This window comes from Salinirubellus litoreus (genome assembly GCF_037335815.1).
Taxonomy (GTDB): domain Archaea; phylum Halobacteriota; class Halobacteria; order Halobacteriales; family Haloarculaceae; genus Salinirubellus; species Salinirubellus litoreus.
The window spans coordinates 1,903,222-1,927,017 of sequence record NZ_CP147841.1; the positions used below are offsets into that span (position 1 = coordinate 1,903,222).

At 68.8% G+C, this 23,796-nt stretch carries 26 protein-coding genes and 1 tRNA gene; 19 read left to right on the forward strand and 8 right to left on the reverse strand.

The features are described from left to right. Window positions 1-23 precede the first annotated feature (23 nt). Window positions 24-1,541 carry an RAD55 family ATPase gene (locus WDJ58_RS09320; RefSeq protein WP_338917414.1) on the reverse strand — a complete coding sequence of 506 codons (1,518 nt, stop codon included), beginning with the start codon at window positions 1,539-1,541 and terminating at the stop codon, window positions 24-26. Between the two features lie 134 nt (window positions 1,542-1,675). On the opposite strand from WDJ58_RS09320, the gene WDJ58_RS09325 reads away from it, so the two are divergent. The 10 genes from WDJ58_RS09325 (at window position 1,676) to WDJ58_RS09370 (ending at window position 10,067) form a co-directional block, all read left to right on the forward strand. Continuing rightward, window positions 1,676-1,981: a DUF7111 family protein gene (locus WDJ58_RS09325; protein ID WP_338917415.1), complete on the forward strand. Its 306-nt coding sequence runs from the start codon at window positions 1,676-1,678 to the stop codon at window positions 1,979-1,981. A 175-nt stretch (window positions 1,982-2,156) separates the two neighbouring features. Then, on the forward strand, window positions 2,157-3,071 hold the full coding sequence (locus WDJ58_RS09330; protein ID WP_338917416.1) for an ABC transporter ATP-binding protein: 915 nt from the start codon (window positions 2,157-2,159) through the stop codon (window positions 3,069-3,071). A 56-nt stretch (window positions 3,072-3,127) separates the two neighbouring features. Continuing rightward, a complete protein-coding gene (gene sufB, locus WDJ58_RS09335) occupies window positions 3,128-4,558 on the forward strand; it encodes a Fe-S cluster assembly protein SufB (protein WP_338917417.1) in 1,431 nt (476 codons plus the stop codon). Continuing rightward, window positions 4,555-5,775 (forward strand): Fe-S cluster assembly protein SufD, encoded by a 1,221-nt coding sequence (sufD, locus tag WDJ58_RS09340; RefSeq protein WP_338917418.1) that lies wholly within the window; start codon window positions 4,555-4,557, stop codon window positions 5,773-5,775. Before sufB ends, sufD begins: the two co-directional genes overlap by 4 nt. Window positions 5,776-6,373: 598 nt before the next feature. After that, window positions 6,374-6,853, forward strand: coding sequence for a ferritin-like domain-containing protein (locus WDJ58_RS09345; protein ID WP_338917419.1), 480 nt, complete (start codon window positions 6,374-6,376; stop codon window positions 6,851-6,853). Continuing rightward, window positions 6,850-7,302 carry a metal-dependent transcriptional regulator gene (locus tag WDJ58_RS09350; RefSeq protein WP_338917420.1) on the forward strand — a complete coding sequence of 151 codons (453 nt, stop codon included), beginning with the start codon at window positions 6,850-6,852 and terminating at the stop codon, window positions 7,300-7,302. Before WDJ58_RS09345 ends, WDJ58_RS09350 begins: the two co-directional genes overlap by 4 nt. A 52-nt stretch (window positions 7,303-7,354) precedes the next feature. Then, window positions 7,355-7,458: transfer RNA gene (locus tag WDJ58_RS09355), tRNA-Gln, on the forward strand. Between the two features lie 72 nt (window positions 7,459-7,530). After that, a complete protein-coding gene (locus WDJ58_RS09360; RefSeq protein ID WP_338917421.1) occupies window positions 7,531-8,634 on the forward strand; it encodes a glycosyltransferase family 4 protein in 1,104 nt (367 codons plus the stop codon). Window positions 8,635-8,659: 25 nt separating this feature from the next. Continuing rightward, window positions 8,660-9,766, forward strand: a complete 1,107-nt coding sequence (locus WDJ58_RS09365) for a glycosyltransferase (protein ID WP_338917422.1) — start codon at window positions 8,660-8,662, stop codon at window positions 9,764-9,766. 37 nt (window positions 9,767-9,803) lie between these two features. Continuing rightward, window positions 9,804-10,067, forward strand: a complete 264-nt coding sequence (locus tag WDJ58_RS09370; RefSeq protein ID WP_338917423.1) for a hypothetical protein — start codon at window positions 9,804-9,806, stop codon at window positions 10,065-10,067. Window positions 10,068-10,127: 60 nt separating this feature from the next. On the opposite strand, the gene WDJ58_RS09375 is transcribed toward WDJ58_RS09370, so the two are convergent. From WDJ58_RS09375 to WDJ58_RS09385, 3 genes are all read right to left on the reverse strand, one after another. Continuing rightward, window positions 10,128-10,598, reverse strand: coding sequence for a hypothetical protein (locus WDJ58_RS09375; protein ID WP_338917424.1), 471 nt, complete (start codon window positions 10,596-10,598; stop codon window positions 10,128-10,130). Between the two features lie 85 nt (window positions 10,599-10,683). Beyond that, on the reverse strand, window positions 10,684-10,998 hold the full coding sequence (locus WDJ58_RS09380; protein WP_338917425.1) for a hypothetical protein: 315 nt from the start codon (window positions 10,996-10,998) through the stop codon (window positions 10,684-10,686). Beyond that, window positions 10,995-12,005 (reverse strand): DUF7490 domain-containing protein, encoded by a 1,011-nt coding sequence (locus WDJ58_RS09385; RefSeq protein WP_338917426.1) that lies wholly within the window; start codon window positions 12,003-12,005, stop codon window positions 10,995-10,997. Before WDJ58_RS09385 ends, WDJ58_RS09380 begins: the two co-directional genes overlap by 4 nt. A 189-nt stretch (window positions 12,006-12,194) precedes the next feature. Between WDJ58_RS09385 and WDJ58_RS09390 the strand changes: the two genes are divergently transcribed. Next, window positions 12,195-13,184 carry a hypothetical protein gene (locus WDJ58_RS09390; RefSeq protein ID WP_338917427.1) on the forward strand — a complete coding sequence of 330 codons (990 nt, stop codon included), beginning with the start codon at window positions 12,195-12,197 and terminating at the stop codon, window positions 13,182-13,184. Window positions 13,185-13,204: 20 nt separating this feature from the next. On the opposite strand, the gene WDJ58_RS09395 is transcribed toward WDJ58_RS09390, so the two are convergent. After that, a complete protein-coding gene (locus WDJ58_RS09395) occupies window positions 13,205-13,936 on the reverse strand; it encodes a DUF2797 domain-containing protein (protein WP_338917428.1) in 732 nt (243 codons plus the stop codon). A gap of 157 nt (window positions 13,937-14,093) precedes the next feature. Here WDJ58_RS09395 and WDJ58_RS09400 point away from each other — a divergent pair, with 157 nt between their 5' ends. Continuing rightward, the gene (locus WDJ58_RS09400; protein ID WP_338917429.1) at window positions 14,094-14,420 is read left to right on the forward strand and encodes a BsuPI-related putative proteinase inhibitor; all 327 of its coding nucleotides are present in this window, start codon (window positions 14,094-14,096) and stop codon (window positions 14,418-14,420) included. 17 nt (window positions 14,421-14,437) lie between these two features. On the opposite strand, the gene WDJ58_RS09405 is transcribed toward WDJ58_RS09400, so the two are convergent. Beyond that, a complete protein-coding gene (locus WDJ58_RS09405) occupies window positions 14,438-15,382 on the reverse strand; it encodes an NAD-dependent epimerase/dehydratase family protein (RefSeq protein ID WP_338917430.1) in 945 nt (314 codons plus the stop codon). Window positions 15,383-15,514: 132 nt separating this feature from the next. On the opposite strand from WDJ58_RS09405, the gene WDJ58_RS09410 reads away from it, so the two are divergent. The 5 genes from WDJ58_RS09410 to WDJ58_RS09430 are packed head-to-tail and all read left to right on the forward strand — an operon-like array spanning window position 15,515 to window position 19,013. Then, window positions 15,515-16,138 carry a tRNA (cytidine(56)-2'-O)-methyltransferase gene (locus WDJ58_RS09410; protein ID WP_338917431.1) on the forward strand — a complete coding sequence of 208 codons (624 nt, stop codon included), beginning with the start codon at window positions 15,515-15,517 and terminating at the stop codon, window positions 16,136-16,138. 50 nt (window positions 16,139-16,188) lie between these two features. Beyond that, window positions 16,189-16,722 (forward strand): transcription factor, encoded by a 534-nt coding sequence (locus tag WDJ58_RS09415; RefSeq protein WP_338917432.1) that lies wholly within the window; start codon window positions 16,189-16,191, stop codon window positions 16,720-16,722. Window positions 16,723-16,727: 5 nt separating this feature from the next. Then, window positions 16,728-17,399 carry a DUF2110 family protein gene (locus WDJ58_RS09420; RefSeq protein WP_338917433.1) on the forward strand — a complete coding sequence of 224 codons (672 nt, stop codon included), beginning with the start codon at window positions 16,728-16,730 and terminating at the stop codon, window positions 17,397-17,399. Beyond that, a complete protein-coding gene (locus WDJ58_RS09425; RefSeq protein WP_338917434.1) occupies window positions 17,396-18,271 on the forward strand; it encodes a DUF5803 family protein in 876 nt (291 codons plus the stop codon). Before WDJ58_RS09420 ends, WDJ58_RS09425 begins: the two co-directional genes overlap by 4 nt. A gap of 49 nt (window positions 18,272-18,320) precedes the next feature. Next, window positions 18,321-19,013: a competence/damage-inducible protein A gene (locus WDJ58_RS09430; protein ID WP_338917435.1), complete on the forward strand. Its 693-nt coding sequence runs from the start codon at window positions 18,321-18,323 to the stop codon at window positions 19,011-19,013. A gap of 181 nt (window positions 19,014-19,194) precedes the next feature. Here WDJ58_RS09430 and WDJ58_RS09435 read toward each other — a convergent pair whose 3' ends face one another. Next, window positions 19,195-19,998 carry an aldo/keto reductase gene (locus WDJ58_RS09435; protein ID WP_338917436.1) on the reverse strand — a complete coding sequence of 268 codons (804 nt, stop codon included), beginning with the start codon at window positions 19,996-19,998 and terminating at the stop codon, window positions 19,195-19,197. A gap of 247 nt (window positions 19,999-20,245) precedes the next feature. Between WDJ58_RS09435 and WDJ58_RS09440 the strand changes: the two genes are divergently transcribed. Further along, complete coding sequence (locus WDJ58_RS09440) at window positions 20,246-21,340, forward strand: ATP-NAD kinase family protein (protein ID WP_338917437.1); 1,095 nt, start codon at window positions 20,246-20,248, stop codon at window positions 21,338-21,340. Window positions 21,341-21,448: 108 nt separating this feature from the next. Further along, a complete protein-coding gene (locus WDJ58_RS09445; RefSeq protein WP_338917438.1) occupies window positions 21,449-22,483 on the forward strand; it encodes a phosphate uptake regulator PhoU in 1,035 nt (344 codons plus the stop codon). Here the strand turns inward: WDJ58_RS09445 and WDJ58_RS09450 are convergent. Next, entirely contained in the window at window positions 22,465-23,727 is a 1,263-nt protein-coding gene (locus WDJ58_RS09450; protein WP_338917439.1) for an LEA type 2 family protein, read from the reverse strand. The two genes, WDJ58_RS09445 and WDJ58_RS09450, sit on opposite strands and share 19 nt — an antisense overlap. Window positions 23,728-23,796: the final 69 nt, after the last annotated feature.

Consider the following 23,796-nt stretch of genomic DNA (forward strand, 5'->3'; position numbering starts at 1 on the left):
GTCTCAGCCGGACGCTTCCAGGACTACGGGTCGGTGGCGTACGGGTTCTCCCGCTCCTGTGGCGGATCCTGGACCCGGAGGTACGGCGGCTCTTTCGTGTACTCGACGAGCGACGTCGTGCCGACGAACCCGCAGGGTGACTTCTCGAGGGTGACGTACTGGAGACCGTCGTCGGACAGCCAGGTCCGGATCACCTGTTCGGCGGCGGTCGTGTAAAACCCCGAGACCTCGTCGGATGTCTCCCGGGGATTGTGGACGTGGATCGTGAGGTCCTCCTCGCGGAGCATCCGTGACTCCTGCCAGTGACGGACGGTCCGGGCGTCGTCGGGACCGAGCGAGTCGACCATCGCGTCGGCGTTCACGAGCGCGAGTCGCGACCGGTCGGCCGAGCGGCCGGCGACGACCTCGAGGACCGACTGGACGCCGGTGGCGGACTCCCGGGCGGCGAAGACGTTCCGGTCGGTCTCGTCCCAGGCACCGATCTGGTCGAGGACGAACAGCCGGTCGGACTCGAGCAGTTCCGCGGTACGCTCCTCCCGGTCGGCCAGGAACGCGTCGAAGCCCCCCGGCCGCATCCGGATGGTCGGCACGAGAAACAGCGCCATCTCGCGGTCGAGCGCGGCGTGGACGATCGCGCCGAACAGCGCCCGGAGGTTGGCGTACCCGTCGTGTTCGAGGAGGACTCCCGTTCCAGTCGCCAGACCGCCGCCACAGAGTGCGTCTAGCCCGGAGACGCCGATGGGGGTGTGATGGTGGGTCTTGAGTTCGGGCGGCTGGGAGCGACGGGACGGGCCCACACGGACCCCGCCGGGGACGAACTCCAGTTCGACTCGACGGGTGTCGTGGTCGACTCCGCGCATCTTCGTCACTGTGAGGAACCGGTGGGGGTCGTCGTTGACCCGCTCGCGTGAGAGCTCGATGACGCCGTGGGTGCTGTACTGCAGCGGGGTCACTACCCGCGCGTCGGGATCCTCGGCCTCCGCGGTGAGGAGGGTCGTCGCCCCGAACTCCTCGGTGAAGAACTGGACGAGCTCCAGAACTGTCCGCCGGAACTCCCCGTCGTCGTCGCTCATGACCGACAGCCCCGAGACGGAGTCGAACACGACCCTGTCGACGGGCGTGAAGAAGTCGAGGTACCGCTGGATGTACCGGGCGGTAAACGGTGCGTTGAACGCGTCGCCGAGCACCTCCCCGCCGCCGTCGGGGTCGGTCTCGCCGAGGTGTCTGAGGACGAGTTCGTCGCCCCCCTCGAGTGTCTCGCCGGTCGTCGCGTGGACGGTCGCGAAGGCGATCTCGGGATGATCGAGATCGTAGTCGTACCCGGCGAACGAGTCGTGTAGCTCCTCGAAACTCTGCTCGGTGCTGATGAACAACCCCGATTCACCGTCTTCGAGACCGCTCTGGAGGAACTGCATTCCGAGCGTGCTCTTTCCGGTGCCCGGGCCGCCCGTGACCAGCACCGAGCGGTTGCGCGGGACGCCGCCGCGGAGCATCCCGTCTAGCACGGGGTCGCCGAACGGGGCGGGATCGCCTCTACTCATGCGGCCGTGTTCCCCACACCGGTTGAAATACCTGGGTGTGGGGTCAGCTATCGACGGCGGGGATCGGATGCCGGTGGTCGAGCGCATCGCCGGAACCGGAAGGTTGGCGTGGGGGCACCGCGTCTCTACATCCCATGAGCGGGGACGTCGCACGCGCTGGAGGCGTCACGGCCCGGTACCGCGAGACCGACGAGGAGCGACTCCTCGAGTTCGAGCGGGGGATCGACGGCGACGAGGACGAGAGTCCTCCGACCGCCACGGCCGTCGTCGCGCAGAACCGCGAGGGGTACGCGATGCTGAAGGTCCGGCCGACCGCCGACGGCGACGAACTCGAACGCTACTACGGGTTCGACATGGCGCTCGACCACGCGGCGGAACTGCTCGGCGTCCCGGTCACCGGTCTGCCGGTGCCCGAGGCGGCCGGGGACATGGGGATGTAGTCCCGCTCGGCCGGGACGGGGTGGCCCAGCGCGAACGGAGGACGGCGGTCCCTCGCCGCTCCTTCGCTCCCGGGTTACCCGAGCGGGAAAATTTTCTCCCGAACCACCAACTGAAACGGCACGGACTCGAAACCATTAACCCCGACAAGCCCGACCTTTCGGGTGACCTAACACCATGGCAACGCTGGAAATCAAGAACCTACACGCGGACGTAGCGGAGGAGGGTGGGGAAACCATCCTCCGGGGCGTCGATCTCGAGGTCTCCTCGGGGGAGATCCACGCCCTGATGGGCCCCAACGGGAGCGGGAAGTCGACGCTCGCGAAGATCGTCGCGGGCCACCCCTCGTACGAGGTGACCGACGGCGAGGTCCTGCTCCACCTCGAGGAGGGGGACTTCGGCGAGGAGTTCGACATCCCCGAGGACAAGCGCACCTGGGAACTCCTCGACCTGGAGCCCAACGAGCGGGCCGCGCTCGGCGTCTTCCTCGGGTTCCAGTACCCCGCCGAGATCGAGGGGGTCACGATGGTGAACTTCCTCCGAACGGCGCTCAACGCCAAGCTCGAGGAGCGCGAGGAGCTCTTCGAGGACGACGACGAGAGCGACGACGAGGAAGAGGAGGAGGCGGGCTACGACACCTCCCCGATGGAGGGTCCCGCCGACGAGGGCGAGGTCGGCGTCGCCGAGTTCCAGCAGCTCCTCGCCGAGAAGATGGAGCAGCTCGACATGGACGAGAAGTTCGCCCACCGATACCTCAACGCGGGGTTCTCCGGCGGGGAGAAGAAGCAGAACGAGGTTCTCCAGGCGGCGATCCTCGAGCCCTCGATCGCGGTTCTCGACGAGATCGACTCCGGGCTGGACATCGACCGGCTCCAGGACGTCTCGCACGGCATCAACGCCCTGCGGGACGAGCAGGGGACGGGCATCCTCCAGATCACCCACTACCAGCGCATCCTCGACTACGTCGAGCCGGACCACGTCCACGTCATGCTGGACGGGAAGGTCGCCAAGAGCGGCGACGCGTCGCTGGCCGAGGAGCTCGAGGACAAGGGGTACGACTGGGTCCGGGAGGAGAACCTCGAGGCCGCGTAACCGTCCGGGGTTACGCACAGGCTAATAAGTAAGCAGACACAAGCGATATCACTCACATGAGTTCCGAACAAGACCACCTAAAGGAGACCGACACCGAAGCCCGTTTCGAGTTCAAGAAGGAGGAGAAGTCCGCCTTCAAGTCCGAGAAGGGCCTGACCGAGGAGACCATCCGCGTCATCTCCGAGGACAAGGACGAGCCCGAGTGGATGCTCCAGCGCCGTCTGCGCGCGCTGAAGCAGTTCCAGCAGATGCCGATGCCGACCGACTGGCCCGGCCAGCCGGATCTGAGCGAAGTGGACATCGACGAGATCGTTCCGTACATCCGGCCGGACATCGAGACCCGCGGCGGCGCGGATAAGTGGGAGGACCTCCCCGACGAGATCCGCGACACCTTCGACAAGCTCGGGATCCCCGAGGCCGAGCGCAACGCCCTCTCGGGCGTCGGTGCCCAGTACGAGTCGGAGATCGTCTACCAGAACATGCAGGAGCAGTGGGAGGAGAAGGGCGTCATCTTCATGGACATGGACAAGGCGGTGCGCGAGCACCCCGACATCGTCCGCGAGTACTTCATGACGAAGTGCATCCCGCCCAGCGACAACAAGTTCGCCGCGCTCCACGGCGCGATCTGGTCGGGCGGCTCGTTCGTCTACGTCCCCGAGGGCGTCACGGTCGAGATGCCCATCCAGGCGTACTTCCGGATGAACTCCGAGGGGATGGGCCAGTTCGAGCACACGCTCATCATCGCCGAGGAGAACTCCGAGGTCCACTACATCGAGGGCTGCTCGGCCCCGAAGTACTCGGCGTTCAACCTCCACAGCGGGGGCGTCGAGGTGTTCGTCAAGGAGGGTGCCCACGTCCAGTACTCGACGGTGCAGAACTGGTCGAAGAACACCTACAACCTGAACACCAAGCGCGCCATCTGCGAGAAGGACGCCACGATGGAGTGGGTCTCCGGGTCCATGGGCTCGAAGGCCACGATGCTCTACCCGTGTACCATCCTCAAGGGCCCGGGCGCGACGGACAACCACATCACCATCGCCTTCGCCGGGAAGGGCCAGAACATCGACACCGGCGCGAAGGTCTACCACAACGCGCCGAACACGAAGTCGACCATCGAGTCCAAGTCCATCTCGAAGGACGGCGGCCGGACGAACTACCGCGGTCTCGTCCACATCGCCGACGGCGCGGAGAACTCCTCGACCAGTGTGGAGTGTGACGCGCTGATGTTCGACAACGAGTCGACCAGCGACACGATGCCGTACATGGAGATCGAGGAGTCGAAGGTCGACGTGGCCCACGAGGCTACCGTCGGGAAGATCGGCGACGAGGACGTCTTCTACCTCCAGTCGCGCGGGCTGGACGACGACGACGCCAAGCAGATGATCGTCGCCGGGTTCATCGAGCCCATCACGGAGGAACTGCCGATCGAGTACGCGGTCGAGCTCAACCGCCTCATCGAGCTCGAGATGGAAGGAAGCCTCGGATGAGCACGGGACTGCAATCCGTCGTCGGCGAGGGTACGGTACGCGAGATCAGCGAGGGCCGCGACGAGCCCGAGTGGCTCCTCCAGCGGCGGCTCGACGCCCTGGAGGCGCTCGACGACCTCGACTTCCCGGACGTCATCCGCACGCCGGGACGCAAGTGGACGGACCTCGCGGACCTGGAGTTCGAGTCGTTCGTCGACCCGCTCACCCAGGCCGAGGACAAGGAGTGGGAGACACCGGACGACGTCGACGTCCTCCCGTTCCACGAGGCCGTCGCGAGCGACGAGCACGACGTCGAGGGGGCGTTCGGGAGCGTCGTCGACCCGGAGACGAACTACCTGACCGCGCTCTCGACCGCGCTGTTCACGACGGGGACCGTCGTCTACGTCCCGGAGGGCGTCGACGCGGAGGACGTCAAGATCCGGACGACGATGAACTCCCGGTCGCTGTTCAACTACACGCTCGTCGTCAGCGAGAAGTCGAGTTCGGTGACGATCCTCGAGCGCCAGGAGACGGGCGAGGACGTCGACGGTAACCGCTACTACTCCGGCATCGTCGAGGTCGACGCCGGCGAGAACAGCTTCGTCCAGTACGGGAGCCTCCAGGACCTCTCGGAGGAGACGTACAACTACCAGATCAAGCGCGCGACGGCCGACACGTACGCGACGGCGAACTTCATCGACGCGAACGTCGGCTCGCGGCTCACGAAGACGAGCGTCGAGGTGAGCCTCGACGGCGACAGTTCGGAGACGAAGATCGTCGGGGCGTTCTACGGCCACGAGGACCAGCACTTCGACCTCGACTCGCGGGTCTGGCACAACGGCGAGCACACCACCGCCGACCTCGTAACCCGTGGGGTCGTCGACGACCACGCGCGCTCGGTGTACGAGGGCGTCCAGAACGTCGGTCGCGACGCCTGGGACACCTCGAGCTACCAGCGCGAGAACACGCTGATGCTCTCCGACGAGTCCGAGGCCGACGCGAGCCCGAAGCTCATCATCAACAACCACGACACCGAAGCGAGCCACTCCGCGACGGTCGGACAGGTCGACCGGCAGGACCTGTTCTACATGACCTCGCGGAGCGTCGACGAGCAGACGGCCCGGAACATGCTCGTCGAGGGGTTCTTCGTCCCCGTCCTCGAGGAGATCGAGGTCGAGGAGCTCCGCGAGGACTTCCAGAGCCGGGTCCGGGACCGCCTCGACCAGCGGACCGCGTAGGAGACGACCGCCGCGTTTTTCGTTTCTGCACTGCACTCGTCGAGCCGACGCGATCGACGAACTGCGGGTCGAACCATCGGGTGGGACTGAAAGGGGCCGATCGCTACGCGAACCCCGGCGACGTAAGCACCGCAGGGAGGCCGGAGGCCGACCGAGGAGCGTGGTTCGAAAGACGCCTCTGGCGTCTTTCGTCATCACGAGAGAGCGAAGCTCTCTCGAACGACAGCGAGCCGCGGGAGCGTAGCGGTCGGGGGCTTTCGAACCGGTTCCCTGTAGCAGTCGATGACAAAAACCGAAACGTCCCGAAAGCCCCCGGCGGTTTGAGTCGGGGGGCTTGCTGCGCTCCTCGCTTCGCTGTCGTTCGAAAGGCGCGAAGCGCCTTTCGCGATGACGAGGGACGCTTCGCGTCTCTCGAACCACGGTGCTTGCGTCGCCCGCCTTCCTCGAACCGCCGGCCCCTTTCAGTCCCACCCGATGCTCCCCGTCCGGGAGGCCGTTCTCGGGTGACCCACGGACGAGCGACGACACCACTTAAGTCCGTGCGAATCACACCACCGTCCATGACCGACGTACCGTTCGCCGGAGCGGGGGGGCGTCGATGAGCGTCTCCACCCCCGTCGGCTCGGACCACCAGCTCGCCCGGCTCCTCCAGATCGGGATGGTGCTCGAGGAGGTCGTCGAGGCCCGGGCGCACAAGCACCACGAGACGCTTTCGGACGTGGACGACGACGTCGTGGCGCTGCTGGAGGAGGCCGCCGAGGAGTCCGCGGAACACCGCCAGCGGCTGGAGGAACTGGTGGGCGAACTCGAGGCCGACCCCGTGGCCTACGAGGAGATCGAGCGGCTCGTCGCCGCACAGTACGAGGCCGACACCAACACCGACGGCGTGCTCTACGACCAGCTCGCCAGCGAGGAGACCGCCTACAAGTTCTACGACGACCTCATCGGTGCGATCGAGAACTCGGACGTCCGCTTCGGTATCGACCGCGACCGACTCCTCACCGTGCTCCGTGAGATCCGGGCCGACGAGGAGGACGGCGTCGAGGCAGTCACCCGTCTGATGGAGACCCGCGAATGAACACCCAGAACCAGTACCTGAAGGCTATCTACCTCGTCCAGGAGCAGGACGACGGCCCCGCCTCGACCGGCCGGGTCGCGGACCTGCTCGACGTCTCGCCGGCGAGCGCCAACGAGATGATCGGCAAGCTCGAAGAGCGCGGCCTCGCCGACCACGAGAAGTACAAGGGCGTCTCGCTCACCGACGACGGCATCGTCCTCGCCCGCGACGCCCTCCAGACGTACTGCATCATCGAACGGTTCCTCGTCGAGGTGCTGGAGGTCGAGGAGTTCCGCGCGGAGGCCCGCTCGCTCGAGACGGTGATCGACGCGACGGTCGCCGAGCGCCTCGACACCATCATCGACCGCCCGCCGGACTGTCCTGACTGCTTCGACGCCGAACACGACGTCTGCTCGCGGCTGCTCTCCGAGATCGACGTCGACTCCGTGGAGTCGGAAGCCGCGGACTGACCTTCCCACTCTCGAAGTGTTGAAGTAGCGCCTCCCGGTACTCCCGGACAGGAGTCCCGTGGTGTAGTGGCCAATCATCTGAGCCTTTGGAGACGTGCGAGCGTCGCTCTACGTCGAAGAAAGCTCAGGACGGCGGTTCGAATCCGCCCGGGACTATGACAGAGGCATTACACATGTGCGCACGGGTGCCCGACAGACCTAATCCCCACCCCCTCCACTCTCCGGCCAGTGCGCGTCCTGAACTACCTCGAACTCGCCGACCGGCTCGACCGCTCGGGGATCGGCACGTCGACGATGCACCAGCGCAAGGCGCTCGCCGATGCGCCCGTCGAGGTGCTCACGTCGCCGTGGCGCGGGGGATCGCTCGCCTCCGCGGCCGGTCGGCGCGTCCTCGGGAACCCCCTGTTCGCCGAGTACGACGTGGCCCACTGCAACCTAATCGGGCCAGCGAGCGTCGCGGTGGCGCGGCACGCAAAGCGGCACGACGTACCTCTCGTGCTCCACAGCCACGTCACCGCCGAGGACTTCGGGGAGTCGTTCCGGTATTCGAGCGAGATCGCCCCCGCGCTCCGGCGCTACCTCCGGTGGTTCTACTCCCAGGCGGACCTCGTGCTCTGTCCCTCCGAGTACACCCGCTCGAACCTCGAATCCTACCCCGTCGAGGCCCCCATCCGGACGATCACCAACGGCGTCGACGCCGACCGGCTGGATGGCCACGAGGACCTGCGCGAGAGCTACCGCGAGCGCTACGATCTCTCGCGAATGGTCGTCTTCGCGGTGGGGAACGTCTTCGAGCGCAAGGGGCTGTCGACGTTCTGTGAGCTCGCCCTGGAGACGGACTACGAGTTCGTGTGGTTCGGCCACTACGACACCGGGCCGCAGGCCTCCCCGACGGTGACGCGGTGGGTCGAGGACCCGCCGGAGAACGTGACGTTCACGGGATGGGTCGACGACATCCGTGGCGCGTACGGCGCGGGGGACGTCTACCTCTTCCCGACGAAGGACGAGAACCAGGGGATCGCGGTGCTGGAGGCGATGGCCTGCGGGAAGGCGGTCGTCCTCAGCGACATCCCCGTCTTCCGGGAGTTCTTCACCGACGGCGAGGACTGCCTCCTCTGTTCGTCCTTCTCGGAGTACCGCGACGCGCTCACCCGGCTCGCGATGGATCCCGGCCTCCGCGAGCGGCTGGGGGAGAACGCCCGCGAGACGGCGGCCGAGCACTCGCTCGACCGGGTGCGCGAGGGGCTCCTCGGCGCCTATCGGACGGTCTTCGAGGGCGGATCGACGGGCGGCGGGGAGAGGGACGGGGGTACGCGAGTCGCAACGGATTAGGGGGGTGCCGGAAAAGCGGACGACGATGCCGGAACTCCCGACCGTCGCGGCGTTCACGGACACGTACCTGCCGACGGTCAACGGCGTCACGTACACGATCCGGACGTGGCGCGAACGCTGGGAGCGCCGCGGCGGCCGGATGGACGTCGTCTACCCCGGGTCGCCGACCTACGACCCCGATGCCGGCGAACACCCCACGAGGGGGTTCGACTTCCCGTTCTACGACGGCTTCCGGATCGGCCTCCCGGGCATCCCCGACGCGACCGAAGACGTCGATGTGGTCCACGCCCACACCCCCTTCCTCCTGGGGCTCTCGGGGCGTCGGCTCGCCGGTCGGGTCGACGCGCCGCTGGTCGCCTCCTACCACACCCCGACCGCGGAGTATGCCGACTACCTGGCCGACGGCCGGCTCTCGGACACGGTCGAGCGCGTCGCGCTCGCCTACGAGCGGTGGTTCCTCGATGGCGTCGACAGCGTGGTCGTCCCGAGCGCCCCCGCGCGCGAACACCTCCGCGAGGTCGGCGTGGACGCGGCGGTCAGGATCGTCCCGAACGGCGTTGACACGGAGTTCTTCGGCCCCGTCGACGACGCGGCGTTCCGCGACCGGTACGGCCTCACCGGGACGCTCGTGGGCTACACCGGTCGTCACGGCTTCGAGAAGGACCTCGGCGCGATACTGGCGGCGGTCGACGGGCTCGATCCGGACCTGACGGTCGTCTTCGGCGGCGACGGCCCCGCTCGCGAGACGCTGGAGCGTCGTGCGGCCGAGGTGGACGCCGACGTCCGGTTCCTCGGCTTTCTGGAACGGGAGGAACTCCCGGCGTTCTACTCCTCGCTCTCGGCGTTCCTCTTCCCGAGCCCGGTCGAGACACAGGGGCTGGTCGCCCTGGAGGCGAACGCCTGCGGGACGCCCGTCGTCGGCGTGGACGCGGGGGCGCTCGCCGAGACGGTCGTCGAGGGCGTCACCGGCTACCGGTTCGAGCGTGGCGACGTCGAGGGGTTCCGCGAGAGCATCCGACGGACGCTCCGGGAGTCGGTGGACCTCCGCGAGTCGTGTCTCGAGAAGCGCGAGTCCACCTCGGTCGAGCACGCCGTCGACCGGCTCGCCGAGGTGTACGACGAGGTGCTGTGACTCTCCCCGGGGGCTCGCCTCCCCCGGCGCGAGGTTCATGCTCCTCTACCGTCTCCTGGACAGCATGGGGCTAGTCGAGGCGGTCGTCGTCTTCGTCGTGGGCTACGTGAGCGGGACGGTCACCCGGTGGTTCGCGGGGCTCGCGGCGATCGCCGCGCTCGTCCTCGCGGTGCTGGGTCTCGCGGCCCCGGCGTCGTTCTTCGCCATCGCCGACCCCGTGCTGTCGTTCTACGCGGGGAACGAACTCCTGTTCCTGTCGGGGTTCCTCTTCGCCATTGCCCACCGCTCGACGGAGGACTGACCTCGTCGAGCGGTCGCTTCCGGGATCGAAAGAGCGGGAGACAGCGCCGCGGTTTCGCGCTCAGTCCTCGAGCGCGTCGGCCACGCGTGCGACCTCACGCCGGAGGTCGTGGAGCTCGTCTCGGACCTTGCGGACCTCGCGGACGAGTTCCTCGTTGCTCTCCTCCTCCTCGCCGCGGCCGCCGGGGCCACCCGGACCGCCGCCCATGCCGCCGGGGCCGCCGCCGCCCATCATGCCACCCATCATCTGCGCGAACGGGTTGCCCCCGCCCATGCCGCCGGGGCCGCCGGGTCCGCCGCCGCCCATCCCGGGCGGACCGCCGCCGCCCATCATCTCCTCCATGCGCTCGCGGGGGTCCTCGCCCTCGCCGCCCTCGCCCTCCCGCTCCTCGGCGCGCTGCTGTCGGATCTCCTCGACGCGCTCGCGGAACGACTTCTCCTCGCCCTCGCCGCCCTCGGCGTCGCCGCCTTCGGCGCCTTCACTCCCTTCCTCGACGTCCGGTGCGCTCTCCTCGGGTTCGTCGTCTGCCATGCCAGCGCGTTCGGCTACGGACGGGAAAAACCCCCGGATACGGAACGCCGCCCGGGCGGTCGTGGCGGACTCGATGCCTGGCCGCTCAGTCGCCCCGTCGCAGCAGGAGGCCGATGCCGCCGACTGCGACCAGGAGCAGCGAGAAGTTGAACGCGGCGCTCACGAGCGGTCGGTACCCGCTGGTTATCCAGACGGTGATCGCGCGCGAGACGCCGGTGTAGAAGCCGAACAGCGCGACCATCGCGGTCACCGCGAGGACGACCACGCCGGCCCACTTCAGGTACTCGACCGGTCGCTCCGTGTCGGCGCGGTCCGCACCGGTGGCGGTCTCCTCGTCGTCGCCGGACCCCGTTCCCGTATGTTCGTCGTCGGTGTCGGTCCCGGTCGCGCGGTCGCTCACGCCGACCACCTCCGGGTCAGCAGTCCGGCACCGAGGAGCGCCACGGTCGCCGCGAGGAGGCCGAACCCGGACCCCTCTCCGCCGGTGGTCGGCTCGGGTGTGGCCGCCTCGCGCGGCTCCTCCCCCTCCTCGGCGAAGTCACCGACCCGGAGCCCCGTCTCGCGGGTGGTGGTGTTCGTCGGGACGACCTCCGTCGGATCGAGGCTGGCGGGCGCGCGCGCCGTCGAGACGATCACGCCGTCGCGCCAGAGCACCGCGTCGAGGTAGTAGTTGTACTGCGAGGGGACCTCGAGGGTCACGCCCGGGGTGACCGTCCGGCCGGGCCGGACGTCCCCGACGGCGGTGCTGGCGCGGTCCGCGACGATGTTCGAGTCGACCTGTCGGGCGGTCACGACCAGCCGGACGTCGCCCGCGGGCTCGTCGCCGGCGTTCGTCAGGTAGGCCGAGACGTTCAGCGTCGTCCGGTTCCCCTCGGTCGACAGGACCGAGTACTCGACGGCCGGGAGGTCGGCGGGCGCGCCGTCGAACCGCTCGAAGTCGAGCGCGGACTCGGTGTACGCCGGTTCGAGCGTCCCGACGCCGCGGACCGTCGTCTCGGCGGTCCGGACCCGGCGGCCGTCCTCGTAGACGATGGTGTCGATGCGGTAACCGCCCTCGCGCGGGACCGAGAGGTTCGCCGTGACCGCCAGCTCCTTGCGGCCCTCGACGGTCCCGAGGTCCCGCTGGACGGTGGCCGCTACGAGCCCCGTCTCGGCGTCCGTCGCCCGGAACAGGACGGTCACGTTTTCGGCGTCACCGCCGAAGTGTCCGAGCCGCGTCGTCACCGACAGCGTGGCCGTACTCCCGCCCACCTCGCCGGGGGCGATGGTGGTCTCGGTCACGTCGAACCTGGAGGGTCTGACGTCCTCCTCCGGTGCGGCGACGATGCCGGGCACCAGGGAGACGAGGAGGACAGTCACGGCGAGGACGAGGGCGGCCCCCGCCGCGAGCGATCGTTCAAGGCGCATACCTCGCGGGTGACCGTCGACCGGTAAGGGTCTTGTGTGGGCGAGCGTCCGGAGTCGTCCGTCGTGATCCGGGGAGAATCCCCGAGAGGGACGCTCTCGACCACCTCGACGACACGCTCCCGAAAGAGGTCGGGGACGACGAGACGAAACCAGTCGGCTTTCGGTCCTCCACTCGAACACGTACACACGATGCGGTCCGGAACCGACAGTGACGAACGGGGGGGCAAACCGTACGTCCAGCCGTGGAAGGTCCGGATACTGCTCACCGCGCCCCGGAGCGCGGTCGCGGGGGCCACCGCGGCTCTCCTCTTCGTGTCCATGGCGGCGGTCAGCCTCTCCCCGTTCAGCCCGCTTGCCGATCCCCACCCGCTCGTCTACGTCTACGGGGCGTTGATCGGCGGAAACCTCACCCTCATCACCGTGGTCGTCTCGATCAACCAGCTGCTGGTCTCGCGGGAGCTGATGACGCCCGACGAACTCCGATCGCAGATCGACGGCGTCATCGACTACCGCCAGGACGTCGAGGAGTCGGCCGGGCGGGTCGCGCCGGTCGAACCGATGGGGTTCCTCCGGCTCCTGCTCGAGAGCACCCGCCGGACGGCCCAGGATCTGGGCGGGCTGGCGTTCAGCCAGACGGACGCCGAGACCGCGGACGAGATCGGCGACCTCGTCTCACAGATCACCCGCAAGGTCGACGAGGTCGACGACCTCCTCCAGGACGGCGACGCCTCGATGTTCCACGTCCTGTCGACGACCCTGGACACGAACTACGCGCGGGAGATAAACCAGCTCCGCCGGATCGACCACCGCCGCGGGGACCGGCTACCCCCACAGGTGACCGAGTGGGTGGAGGCGCTCGTCGGCGAACTCCAGAACATCGACATCGCGCGACAGTACTTCAAGTCGGTCTACCTCCAGCAGGAACTCGCCACCCTCTCGAAGCTCCTGTTCTTCACGGGCCTGCCCTCGATCGCCGTCGTCGCCGCCGCGCTGTTCCTCTTCACCGGATCGAGCGGGCCGGCCGTCCCGCGCACCCTCCTGTCCGCGCTCGCCCCGACGGTGGTCGCCGTCGGACTCCTGCCGCTGACCGTGCTGTTCGCGTACATCCTCCGGACCGCGACGGTCCTCCACCGGACGGCGGCGATCGTCCCCTTCACCGCACCCGCCCAGGAGCGGTGAGGCCGGGCGGCGGCCCGCCCTCAACCGAACGCGCCGAGGCTCGACTGCAGGTCACGCCCCTCGCGTTCCTCGGCGAGTTCGTGCCCCACGAGGTCGCGCAGGTCCACGGCGTAGGTCGTTCCCGCCCGCTCCACGACGAGCACGCGGCCCTTGACGCCTCGAACGGTCCCCACGAGAAGCGTCTCGGGGACGGGCTGGTCGGCCAGTTCGAGGTCGTAGTCGAACGCGACCCGGTCGACGGCGCCGAACTCCTCCACGAGGGCCGCCCACGCCCGCTCGTCCACCTCGCGGTGGAACCCCCGTATCTTGGTCGGGACGCGGACCCACTCGGTGAGCCGGTCGTCCTCGTTGAGGTCCGACTCGACCTCGCGGGCGATCCGGCCGTCGGCGACGGTGTAGGCGAGAGCGCCCCGATCCGCCCCCTGCTCGCGCAACCGGGTCTCCAGCCGCCAGGTGCGCGTGACGCCCACCTTGAACGTGTCGGGGGCGAACGCCGCGAGGTAGACGACGTGCTCCTCGTCGCTGTCGGCGTTGTTCGCCACGGACCAGGGGACCGTGTGGACCTCACAGTAGGGGGCTCCGGCGTTGGGGCAGGCGTCGTGCCGACCGTTCTGGACCGTCCCCGCGCAGTGTCGCTCGCCGAGCGAGTAGTCGAGTTCGGTCCCCCGGTCGAGCGCGAGGCGGGTCACCTCGCCCTCTTCGGCCAGCAGGAGGGCGGGGTCCGGCACCGTGTCGTATCCGACGACCTGCACGTCCCGTCCTACCGCGCGGTCGGGTAAAGGCGTGCCGTTCGGTGAAACGCGGTGCGATAGTGGACTCGGCATCCGTGTCCCGGCCAGCGATCGGGACTCCGGACGACGGCCGGGCCGCGCGACGTAGAACTTTGTAGGTGAAGCCCGAACACGGGGTATGCTCGACAGTTCGCTGGAGGTGACAGTCGGGGAGGGCGTCAGCTTCCGATTCACCGTCTCGAACGGGACGGGCGCCCCCGTCGAACTCACCTTCCGCGACGCCTGCCGGGCGGACTTCACGGTCAGGCACGCCGACGAGGAGGTCTGGCGGTGGTCGGAGGGACGGATGTTCACCCAGGACATCGGCCACGCCCGGCTCGAACCCGGCGAGGAGGCCGTCTTCGAGGAGGAGTGGCCCGACCCCGATCCGGGGGACTACACCGCCGAGGCGACCCTCCGCGTGGACGAGTACGACGTCCGCGCGGAGACGCCCTTCTCGGTGTAGTCGTCGGCCGTCGGTCCTCAGTCGTCGAGCCCCGGGACGCCACCCTCCAGCAGTTCGCGGACGCACGCCCTGACCGCCTCGTCGCTCCCCCGCTCGGCCTCGAACCCGAGGTCGGCGAGCTTCTCCACTGCGAGGCGCATCCGCGGGACGTCGCCCGTCCACCCGCGGTCGCCGCCGGTGAACTCGTACTCGGGGTCGAGCCCCATCTCCTCTGCCACGATGTGTGCGATGTCCGTGACCGACGTCGTGGTGCGCGTGCCGAGGTTGTAGCTGTTCACCGGGGCGTCGGCGTGCTCGACGACGTGGCACATCGCGGCGATACAGTCCTCTATGTGCATGTAGGACTTCTCCTGGCGGCCGTCGCCGAGTATCTCGAGGCTGGTGGGGTCTTCGCGGAGCTTCGCGATGAAGTCGGGGATCACGGCTCCCAGTTGCAGGCGCGGGCCGACGATGTTGGCGAACCGGAAGTTCCACACCGTGAAGTCGTGGCTGTGTGCGTACACCGAGAGCAGCGACTCCTCGGCGAGCTTGGACGCGCCGTAGATGCTGATGGGTTCGAGCGGCGCGTAATCCTCGGGGGTCGGCATGGGTGCCTCCCCGTACACCGTCGAGGAGGACGTGAACGCGATCTCCGTCACGCCCACGTCGTCCATCCGGCCGACGAGCGACTCGGTGAGCGCGTTGTTCAGCCTGAACTGCGAGAGGTCGTCCCGGTCGGCGGCCTTGTCCGCGGCGAAGTGGAACACCCCGTCGAGGTCGGGCGTGACCGCCCGCTCGACGACCGACTCCTCCCGGAGGTCGCCCTCGACGGCCTCGACGCCGTCGGGCACCCACGAGGGGGCCCCGTTCGAGAAGTCGTCGACGATACGGACGTCGTTGTCCGCGGCCAGCCGTTCACAGAGGTGCGACCCGACGAACCCCGCGCCGCCCGTGACGAGGAGGTTCGCGTCCGTCAGTTCCATACGCTCCGAACCGACGGCCGCGGCAAGTGTATTCCGGTAGAGTCAGGATCGGATCCCTTCGGTCCGCCGGCGCGACCGGGGTCGGCCGAGCGAAGCGAAAGGACCTACCACGGTCGCACCCTCGCACTCCCCATGCAGGGGGACAGAGAGGTGTGCGTCCTCAGGCTGGGCCACCGGCCCGGCCGGGACAACCGGATGACGACCCACGTCGGGCTGACCGCGCGCGCGCTCGGGGCCGACCGGGTCGTCATCGCGGGCGACGCCTCGGACTCGCGGGCGACTATCGAGGACATAACCGCCAGGTTCGGCGGCCCCTTCGAGGTCGAACTGAGCGACGAGTGGCGATCGCTCGTCCGGGAGTGGCCCGGCGCGGTCGTCCACCTGACGATGTACGGCGAGCGGGTCCAGGACGTCGAGGGGGAGATACGCGAGCGACACCGATCGGACCCGCTGCTGGTCGTCGTCGGCTCCCAGAAGGTGCCGTTCGACGTCTACGAGGCCAGCGACTACAACGTCGGCGTGACGAACCAGCCCCACTCCGAGGTGGCGGGCCTCGCGGTGTTCCTCGACCGGCTGTTTGAGGGCCGCGAACTCGACCGCGAGTGGGAGGGCGCGGACCGGAAAGTCGTCCCCCGCGCGACCGGGAAGGAGGTCGTTCCCGTCGACGCGGACGACGACGAGGGCGCGGCTGGAGGTGACGGGGTCGACTCGTCCGGCGACGGGTCGACGGGCCGCCCGGCGGACGGGGGCCCGTAGCGGTCGGCCGAACGGAAGCTTTACCCGGCCAACCCACCGATTCGACCGTAATGGCGTACGAGGAACTCCTGGAGGACCCGGTGATACAGAAGTACCTCCACGAACTCGTCGGTCCGACCGGGATGCCCGTCGCGGCGTCGCCCCCCGACGGCGAGGTGACCGACGAGGAGCTCGCCGAGGAGATCGGTCTCGAGCTGAACGACGTGCGTCGAGCCCTGTTCATCCTCTACGAGAACGATCTGGCGACCTACAGGCGGCTCCGGGACGAGGACTCGGGGTGGCTCACCTACCTCTGGACGTTCGAGTACGACAACATCCCCGAACGGCTCGAGGAGGAGATGCACCGACTGCTCGACGCACTGGAGGAGCGCCGGCAGTACGAGATGGACAACGAGTTCTACCTCTGTGAGACCGACTCCATCCGGTTCGAGTTCGGCGAGGCGATGGAGTTCGGCTTCGAGTGTCCCCAGTGTGGCTCCGAACTCGTCTCGATGAGCAACTCCCAGCTGGTGGAGGCGATGGACCGGCGGATCGAGTCGCTGCGCGAGGAGCTGAACGTCCAGCCCGAGGAGGCAGAGGCGTAGCCCGGATGGTCGTCCTCGCCACGAAGCTCTACGTCGGGGGCGACGCCCGCCAGCGCGCCCTCGACTCGCTGTCGTCACAGGTCGGCAACACGCTCGGCGACCTCGACGTCGAGTGGTCGGTCGGCCTCCGCGAGGACGGGTTCCCCTCGGTGACCGTCGAGGGCGAGGACGCCCCCGTCGCCCGGAACCTCCTCCGCGAGGAGTGGGGCGCGATAACCCCGCACCGCGAACCCGGCGAGGTCTACGCGGGAACGCTCGAACGCTGGGACGACGAGGGGTTCTACCTCGACGCCGGCGAGGAGGTGTTCGTCCCGGCCGACGGGCTGGGGCTCGGCCCCGGCGATCCCTCGCAGATCCGCCAGCGGTTCGGGCTCGTCCAGCACGTCCCCCTGCGGTTCGTCGTCGGGGAGGAGGGAGTCGCGAGGCTCGCCGACGAGGAGCGCGACAGGCTCTACGAGTGGACCCGCGGGGAGGGTCGCGTGAACGTCAACTCCGCCACGCGCTCGGAGGTCCGCGCGACGATCAACCGCGCGGGCCACGCCGAGGACATCGTCACGGTCGAGCGTCTCGGCCTGCTCGAGCAGAGCGTCGTCTGCCGGGAGGGGACGGACCCGCCGGGGCTGATCGCCTCCATCGGGGAGTACCTCCCCGCCGAACTGCTGGCGGTGGTACCGTGAGCCGACGCCGGCTCCTCGCCGGGGTCGGCCTCCTGCTCCTGGTCGGTCTCTCGGGCTGTTCGACGATCCTCGGTCCCGGCTCCGTGAACCAGGCCGACCTCGCGGCCGACCCCGGCGGGGGCGAGTACGAGTGGGGGACCGACGCCGCCGCCTACCTCGAGGTCAACCGGAACAACTACACGGCCGTCTACCGGGTCGGCAACCGGACGACGGGGAACCTCCAGCCGCCGTACACGATGGAGCTCTACGACCGCGACGCGCTGGGCACCGACCAGCCGCTCGACCCCTCCTCGCTCCAGTTCCGCTACGAGAACGGGACGCGCCTCCGGTTCGTGTCCGGCGAGGAGAGCGAGTCGGCGGACCTCGTGATGGTCAGGGAGAACGGCTCGCGGGTCGACGTCCCCGAGGAGAAGCTGGTGGTGAACAAGACCCGGCGACGGACCCGGGTGTACGTCCCGACGAACGAGACCGGACAGCTGGCGTTCACGGCCCCCAAGAACGGCAAGCAGATCGCCACACCGACGTTCGTCCGCGGCTCCTACGAGCTCGTGCTCCCGGAGGGAACCTCGGTGGGGCTGCCGGTCCTGGCGCAGGTCTCGCCGGGTGCCTCGCGCACCGAGACCGTCGACGGCAGGGTCCACGTCTACTGGGAGAACGTCGACCAGGCCCCGTCGCTGGTGGTCCGGTACTACCTCGACCGGGACCTCCTGCTGTTCGGGGGGATGGTCGCCCTGCTGTTCGTGCTCGGAGCCGGCGGCGCGGTCTACTACTACCGGCAGATACAGGAGACGGTGAGGAAGCGCGAGGAGGTCGGCCTCGACGTCGACACTGGCGACGACTCCGACGGCGGCGGCCCGCCCGGCTTCGGCTGATACGCCGGCGCACCGGGTCGGTTTTGACGACGGCGCGTCTACGGCGTCCATGAACGTCGCGCTGGTCACCGTCGGCGACGAACTCCTCGCCGGCGACACCGTCAACACGAACGCCGCGTGGCTCGGTCGCCGGCTCGCAGAGCGGGGCGTCACCGTCGAGCGCGTGACGACCGTCCCCGACAGGACCGATGACATCGCCGAGGTGGTCACCGAGTACCGGGAGCGGTACGACGCCGTCCTCGTGACGGGTGGGCTCGGGCCGACACACGACGACGTGACGATGGCGGCCGTGGCGCGGGCGTTCGGCGTGGACCTGATCGAGAGCGAGTCGGTGCTGGAGTGGCTCGCCGAGAACGGCGGCTACTCCCGGCAGGATCTCACCGAGGGCACGTCCCACGTCCCCGAGGGCGCACGGCCGCTCCACAACGACGTGGGGGTCGCTCCGGGCTGTGTGATCGGGACGGTGTACGTCCTCCCCGGGGTCCCCTCGGAGATGGAGGCGATGTTCGAGCGGGTGGCCGGGGAGTTCGACGGCGAGGTCAGCCACGTCGAGTTCGTCGACGCGGACGAGCCCGAGAGCGGCCTGCTCGACCGATTCGAGGCCCTCCGCGAGCGCTTCGAGGTCAAGGTGGGGTCGTACCCCGGCGAGCACGTCCGGGTGAAACTCGAGGGTGAACGAGAGGAGGTCGAGCGTGCGGCGGCCTGGCTCCGGGCGAACGTCACCGCACCGGGGGAGGAGTAGCGCGGGCGGACTTCAGCGGTAGAGGTACGCCAGCCAGCCGGCGGTCAGCGCGAGCGAGGCGATACCCACGACCCAGCCGGAGGCGTCTATCGCCCCGGCGTTCACCGTCTCCTGCAGCGGGAGGTACATACCGGCGCGTACCCGGGGTGACGGTTTATGCCTTCCGGGGTCGCGCCGGGGATCAGATCCCCCACGGGTTCTCGTCCGGAACGATGACCCGTTCGCGGTCGTCGATCGCGTCGATGCGGTCGATCGCCGAGTCGTCGAGCGCGAGCTCGCGGGCCGCGAAGTTCTCCCGGAGGTGGTCCCGCCCGGTCGCCTTGGGGATCGGGACGACCCGGTCGTGATCGAGCAGCCACGCCAGGCTCACCTGGGCTGGGGTCGCGTCGTACTCGTCGGCGACCTCGTTCAGCACGGGGTGATCGAGGACCTCGCCCCGCCCGAGCGGCGAGTAGGCGACGAGATAGAGGTCGTGGCGGCGTGCGTACTCGACCAGCTCGGTCTGGGGAAGCAGCGGGTGCATCTCGATCTGGTTGGCGAAGACGGGCGCGTCGAGGATCTCCCTGGCCTCGTCGAGGAGCGCCGGCGTGAAGTTGCTCACGCAGACGTGCTCGACGGCACCCTCTGCGTGCAGCTCGTCGAAGACGGGGAGCGTCTTCTCGGGGTCGTAGGCCTTCGTGGGCCAGTGGACGTAGAGCATCTCCACGGATTCGACGCCGAGCCGATCGAGGCTCTCCCCGAACGTCCGGCGAACGTCCTCCGGTGCGAGGTTCGTCGGGTGGATCTTCGTCGCGAGCCGGACGTCCTCCCGGTCGACCGGAGCGGACGCGATCCCGCGCCCGACCGCGCGCTCGTTGTCGTACATCTGGGCGGTGTCGACGTGGCGGTACCCGATCTCGAGCGCCGCCTCGACGGAGGCCGCACACTGCTCGGGGTCCGTGTTGCCGGACGTTCCGAGCCCTATCGCGGGGAGATCGTCGGACATATCGCCGTGGACGGCAGCCGGAACCATAGTAGCGTTTGGAACCGGTAACACACGCCGGACGGGGACGATCCCCCCGTCCGTGCGTAAAGACTTCCAAACGCTACTATAAACCGTTACCGTCGTCCCGCTCGCCGTGCCGTAGCTGTTCTGCGACGCCAGCGAGAACGATCACCGATACCGTGTTCGGCGGGCCCGGCTCCGGGCGGGCTCCGGGGGAGTTTTCCTCACTCGACGGGAACACCGGACCATGCACCGTATCGGGGTCGTCGTCAACCCCATCGCCGGGATGGGCGGTCGCGTCGGACTGAAGGGGACGGACGACAAGGTCGACGAGGCGATAGAGCGCGGTGCCGAGCCGCGTGCGCCCGGGCGGGCCGTCGACGCGCTCCGCGCGCTCCGCGAGCGTGCGGGGGGGCTCGGCGAAGGGGTAGAGATCCTCGCCTGGGGCGGCCGGATGGGCGAGGAGGAGGCCCGCGAGGCGGGCTTCGAACCCGTCGTCCCCGGCGGACCCGCGAGCGACGGGGTGGGCGACACGACGGGGGAGGACACCCGCGAGGCCGTCCGGGCGTTCGTCGATTACGGGGTGGACCTCGTGCTGTTTGTCGGCGGGGACGGGACCGCCGTCGACGTGGCCGAGACGCTCTCTGAGCTGGGATCCGAGACGCCGATGCTCGGGGTTCCGGCGGGAGTCAAGGTCTACTCCTCGGTGTTCGCGGTGACCCCCCGTGCTGCCGGGCGGCTGGCGGTGGTCTTCGACACGACGGAGACCCGCGAGGTGAACGACATCGACGAGGACGCCTATCGGGGTGGGGAGGTCCACACCGAACTCCGGGCGCTGGCGGAGGTGCCCGTCGGCGAGGACCTCCAGTCCTCGAAGCAGGTGGGCGGCGGCACGGTCGAACAGCTCGCCGAGGGGGTGGCCGCGGACGCACGTGAGGACACCGGCGGGACCTACGTGCTCGGACCGGGGTCGACGCTCGCGACGGTCAAGCGCGAGCTCGGATTCGACGGGACGCCCCTGGGCGTCGACGTCTGGCGCGACGGCGAGGTCCTGGTGCTCGACGCCACCGAGTCCGACATCCTCGAACACCTCGGCGACCGGAACACCGTCGTGGTCTCGCCCATCGGCGGCCAGGGGTTCGTCTTCGGCCGCGGGAACCCCCAGATATCGCCCGACGTGATCCGGCGCTCGGCGGTGGAGGTCGTCGCCTCGCGCTCCAAGCTCGACGACACGGGTGTGCTCCGGGTCGACACGGGCGACGTCGACCTGGACGAGGAACTCCGCGGCTGGGAGCGAGTCCGCGTGGGGCGGTTCGAGCGGCGGATGGTCAAGGTCGTCTGAGGTGGGGTTCGCGCTGCCGGGCCGGTCTGCGGCGGCATTTAATGGAGGATGCGGCCATCTCCGTCCATATAGTGAAGATTAAGGTCATAGAAGGATTGCTATCCATGTATGGAGACGCGGAAGGTCCAGCGCCTCGGTCCCTCGACGCTGGCGATGACGCTGCCGGCGGAGTGGGCCAAGGCCCAGGACGTGGAGAAGGGTGACGAGGTGTCGCTGCGGATCGGCTCGAAGGGCACGCTGACGGTGATGCCCGAGTCGGTCCAGCAGGAGGAGAGCGAGGCGGTGATCCACGCGGGCGAACTGGACGCCGACGCCGTCGAGCGGGCCATCCTCGCCCAGTACGTGCTCGGCCGCCGCGTCATCGAGGTGCAGGCCGAGGAGGGGGGGATGCTCGACTCCTCGACCATCAACGCCGTCTACAACGCCGAGACACAGCTGATGGGGCTGGGCGTCATAGAGGAGACGCCCGAGCGCATCGCCATCCGCTGTAGCGTGGATCCGGAGGACTTCACGCTCGACAACCTGCTGCTCAGGCTCGAATCGACGGGTTCGACGATGCGCAACGAGGCGATCAAGGCGCTCGCACACGGCAACCCGGACCTCGCCCAGCGGGCGCTCAACCGGGAGCGGCAGGCGAACAAGATCTTCGTGCTGCTGCTGCGGCTCATCTTCACCGCCTACCAGAACCCGAACCTCGCCCGCGCGGTCGGTCTCGACGACGGCTTCCCGCTCATCGGCTACCGGTCGATCGCGAAGAACCTCGAACTCACGGCCGACAACGCCGAGGACATCGCCGAGATCGTCCTCGAGACGGAGGGCCACACGCTGAACGTCGACAGCTCGACGATGCGGGAGATACGCGAGTTCACCGACGCCGTCAACGAGATCACCGAACTCGGGGTGAAGGCGGCCGTCGAGCGCGACTACGACATCGCGATCGAGGTCAAGCGACTGTTCCGCGAGATCGAGGACCGCGAGCGGGAGATGCTCGCCGAACTCCCCGAGATGGACAACGAGGACCTCCTCCAGGTGCGCGAGGTGCTCGTCAGCCTCCAGCAGACCGCCCAGTACGCCGTTCGGAACGCCGAGATCGCCACCAATCTCGCGCTCGACGAGGACTCGGACTACGTCACCATCTCGTAGGCCGGTCGTGTGACCGAGAGGAACCCTCCGTCGTCCGTGGGTGTCGGCGTTCCCCCCGCCCCGTCGCCCGGGGTAGGCGTCGGCGTCCCGCTGAGCAGCCCGCCGTCGCCCTCCGTCTCGCTCGGGGACGGTGCCCGCTCAGTTGGGGTGGAGGTCGCCGTCGACGGCCCGGACGCGGGCGTGCCCGCATCCGTGTCCCCGGGTGCCCCCGCTACCCCCGGTGTAGCTGTGGTCGTCGTGGTCTCGTTCCCCGCCGAGCCCGCATCGGTACTGTCGTCCGACTCCTTCGTCCCGAATATATCTGTCTCGACCGTCCGCTCGTAGGTGAGCGCGTCGAGGGGGACCCGTATCTCCGCCCCGTCCGGGAGTTCGATCTTCGCGTAGAACTCCATGCGGAGTTCGGTCACCTGGTCGTTCCGGAGGTGCGAGACCCACCACTCGTCGAGCCGACCGTTCTCGATGGCCGTCGTCGCCGTGACGTTCTCCGTCGTCCGCCCCTCGATCACGTACTCGTGGTCGCTCGATCCCCGGCCGACCACGATATCGTTCATCGCGATGGTGTAGCCGATCTCGGTGACGACGTAGGGGATCGTCTTCGGGTTGTAGACGAGGAACGAGGTGCGGATCGGCGTCCGTGCGTCGGTGACGTTCCCCCACGCCGCCGTCGTCCGGTTGACGTAGAGAACCGGATCGGAGACGAGCGCCCGGTCGGCGTTCACCGGCCGCGTCTCCTCCGATTCGAACGCGCCGATGAGGTCCGTCTCCACCTGCTCCTCCTGCGTGAGCGAGACCGAGCGGTTCCCCAGCGTCGAGGCGGTGACCGTGGCGTCCACGGTGACTGTCGTGTTCTCGTCGTTCCCGACGTGGGTGACCCACCACGCCGGGATGCGCTCGTTGCGCATCCGGGTGGTGAACCCGAGTGTCGAGTTCCCCCGCTCGATCGAGAGACCCTCCTTCGTCCCCGCGGCCATCGCTACGTCGTTCATCCGGACGGTGTAGTCGACGGTCGTGCCGCCGAGGGCCACCCCCGCGGGGTTCGGGTTGTTCACCACGAGGTCGGTCTCTATCTCGGTCGTCTCGTTCGCCACCTCGCCGAAACGGTTCTCGACGCCGACCACGGCGGGTGCGCCCACCACGCCGAGGAGGGCGGCGGTTCCGACCGCGGCGATCACCACGGCCAGCACGACCAGGGCCGTCGTGGCCCGTCCGAGCGCGCGTCGGTTCCCCGACCGGTCTCGACTCATTCACCCGGGGGTCGTCGGAGGTACTCAAGTGTCTCGGGTTCGAATCGGTGTGGAAGCGGCGGTGTTAAG

Excerpts from the sequence above, each read along its gene's own strand:
- WDJ58_RS09320 (WP_338917414.1), bottom strand. The coding sequence starts at position 1,541 with ATGAGTAGAGGCGATCCCGCCCCGTTCGGCGACCCCGTGCTAGACGGG.
- WDJ58_RS09325 (WP_338917415.1), top strand. The coding sequence starts at position 1,676 with ATGAGCGGGGACGTCGCACGCGCTGGAGGCGTCACGGCCCGGTACCGC.
- WDJ58_RS09330 (WP_338917416.1), top strand. The coding sequence starts at position 2,157 with ATGGCAACGCTGGAAATCAAGAACCTACACGCGGACGTAGCGGAGGAG.
- sufB (WP_338917417.1), top strand. The coding sequence starts at position 3,128 with ATGAGTTCCGAACAAGACCACCTAAAGGAGACCGACACCGAAGCCCGT.
- sufD (WP_338917418.1), top strand. The coding sequence starts at position 4,555 with ATGAGCACGGGACTGCAATCCGTCGTCGGCGAGGGTACGGTACGCGAG.
- WDJ58_RS09345 (WP_338917419.1), top strand. The coding sequence starts at position 6,374 with ATGAGCGTCTCCACCCCCGTCGGCTCGGACCACCAGCTCGCCCGGCTC.
- WDJ58_RS09350 (WP_338917420.1), top strand. The coding sequence starts at position 6,850 with ATGAACACCCAGAACCAGTACCTGAAGGCTATCTACCTCGTCCAGGAG.
- WDJ58_RS09365 (WP_338917422.1), top strand. The coding sequence starts at position 8,660 with ATGCCGGAACTCCCGACCGTCGCGGCGTTCACGGACACGTACCTGCCG.
- WDJ58_RS09370 (WP_338917423.1), top strand. The coding sequence starts at position 9,804 with ATGCTCCTCTACCGTCTCCTGGACAGCATGGGGCTAGTCGAGGCGGTC.
- WDJ58_RS09375 (WP_338917424.1), bottom strand. The coding sequence starts at position 10,598 with ATGGCAGACGACGAACCCGAGGAGAGCGCACCGGACGTCGAGGAAGGG.
- WDJ58_RS09385 (WP_338917426.1), bottom strand. The coding sequence starts at position 12,005 with ATGCGCCTTGAACGATCGCTCGCGGCGGGGGCCGCCCTCGTCCTCGCC.
- WDJ58_RS09390 (WP_338917427.1), top strand. The coding sequence starts at position 12,195 with ATGCGGTCCGGAACCGACAGTGACGAACGGGGGGGCAAACCGTACGTC.
- WDJ58_RS09400 (WP_338917429.1), top strand. The coding sequence starts at position 14,094 with ATGCTCGACAGTTCGCTGGAGGTGACAGTCGGGGAGGGCGTCAGCTTC.
- WDJ58_RS09405 (WP_338917430.1), bottom strand. The coding sequence starts at position 15,382 with ATGGAACTGACGGACGCGAACCTCCTCGTCACGGGCGGCGCGGGGTTC.
- WDJ58_RS09410 (WP_338917431.1), top strand. The coding sequence starts at position 15,515 with ATGCAGGGGGACAGAGAGGTGTGCGTCCTCAGGCTGGGCCACCGGCCC.
- WDJ58_RS09415 (WP_338917432.1), top strand. The coding sequence starts at position 16,189 with ATGGCGTACGAGGAACTCCTGGAGGACCCGGTGATACAGAAGTACCTC.
- WDJ58_RS09420 (WP_338917433.1), top strand. The coding sequence starts at position 16,728 with ATGGTCGTCCTCGCCACGAAGCTCTACGTCGGGGGCGACGCCCGCCAG.
- WDJ58_RS09430 (WP_338917435.1), top strand. The coding sequence starts at position 18,321 with ATGAACGTCGCGCTGGTCACCGTCGGCGACGAACTCCTCGCCGGCGAC.
- WDJ58_RS09435 (WP_338917436.1), bottom strand. The coding sequence starts at position 19,998 with ATGTCCGACGATCTCCCCGCGATAGGGCTCGGAACGTCCGGCAACACG.
- WDJ58_RS09440 (WP_338917437.1), top strand. The coding sequence starts at position 20,246 with ATGCACCGTATCGGGGTCGTCGTCAACCCCATCGCCGGGATGGGCGGT.
- WDJ58_RS09445 (WP_338917438.1), top strand. The coding sequence starts at position 21,449 with ATGGAGACGCGGAAGGTCCAGCGCCTCGGTCCCTCGACGCTGGCGATG.
- WDJ58_RS09450 (WP_338917439.1), bottom strand. The coding sequence starts at position 23,727 with ATGAGTCGAGACCGGTCGGGGAACCGACGCGCGCTCGGACGGGCCACG.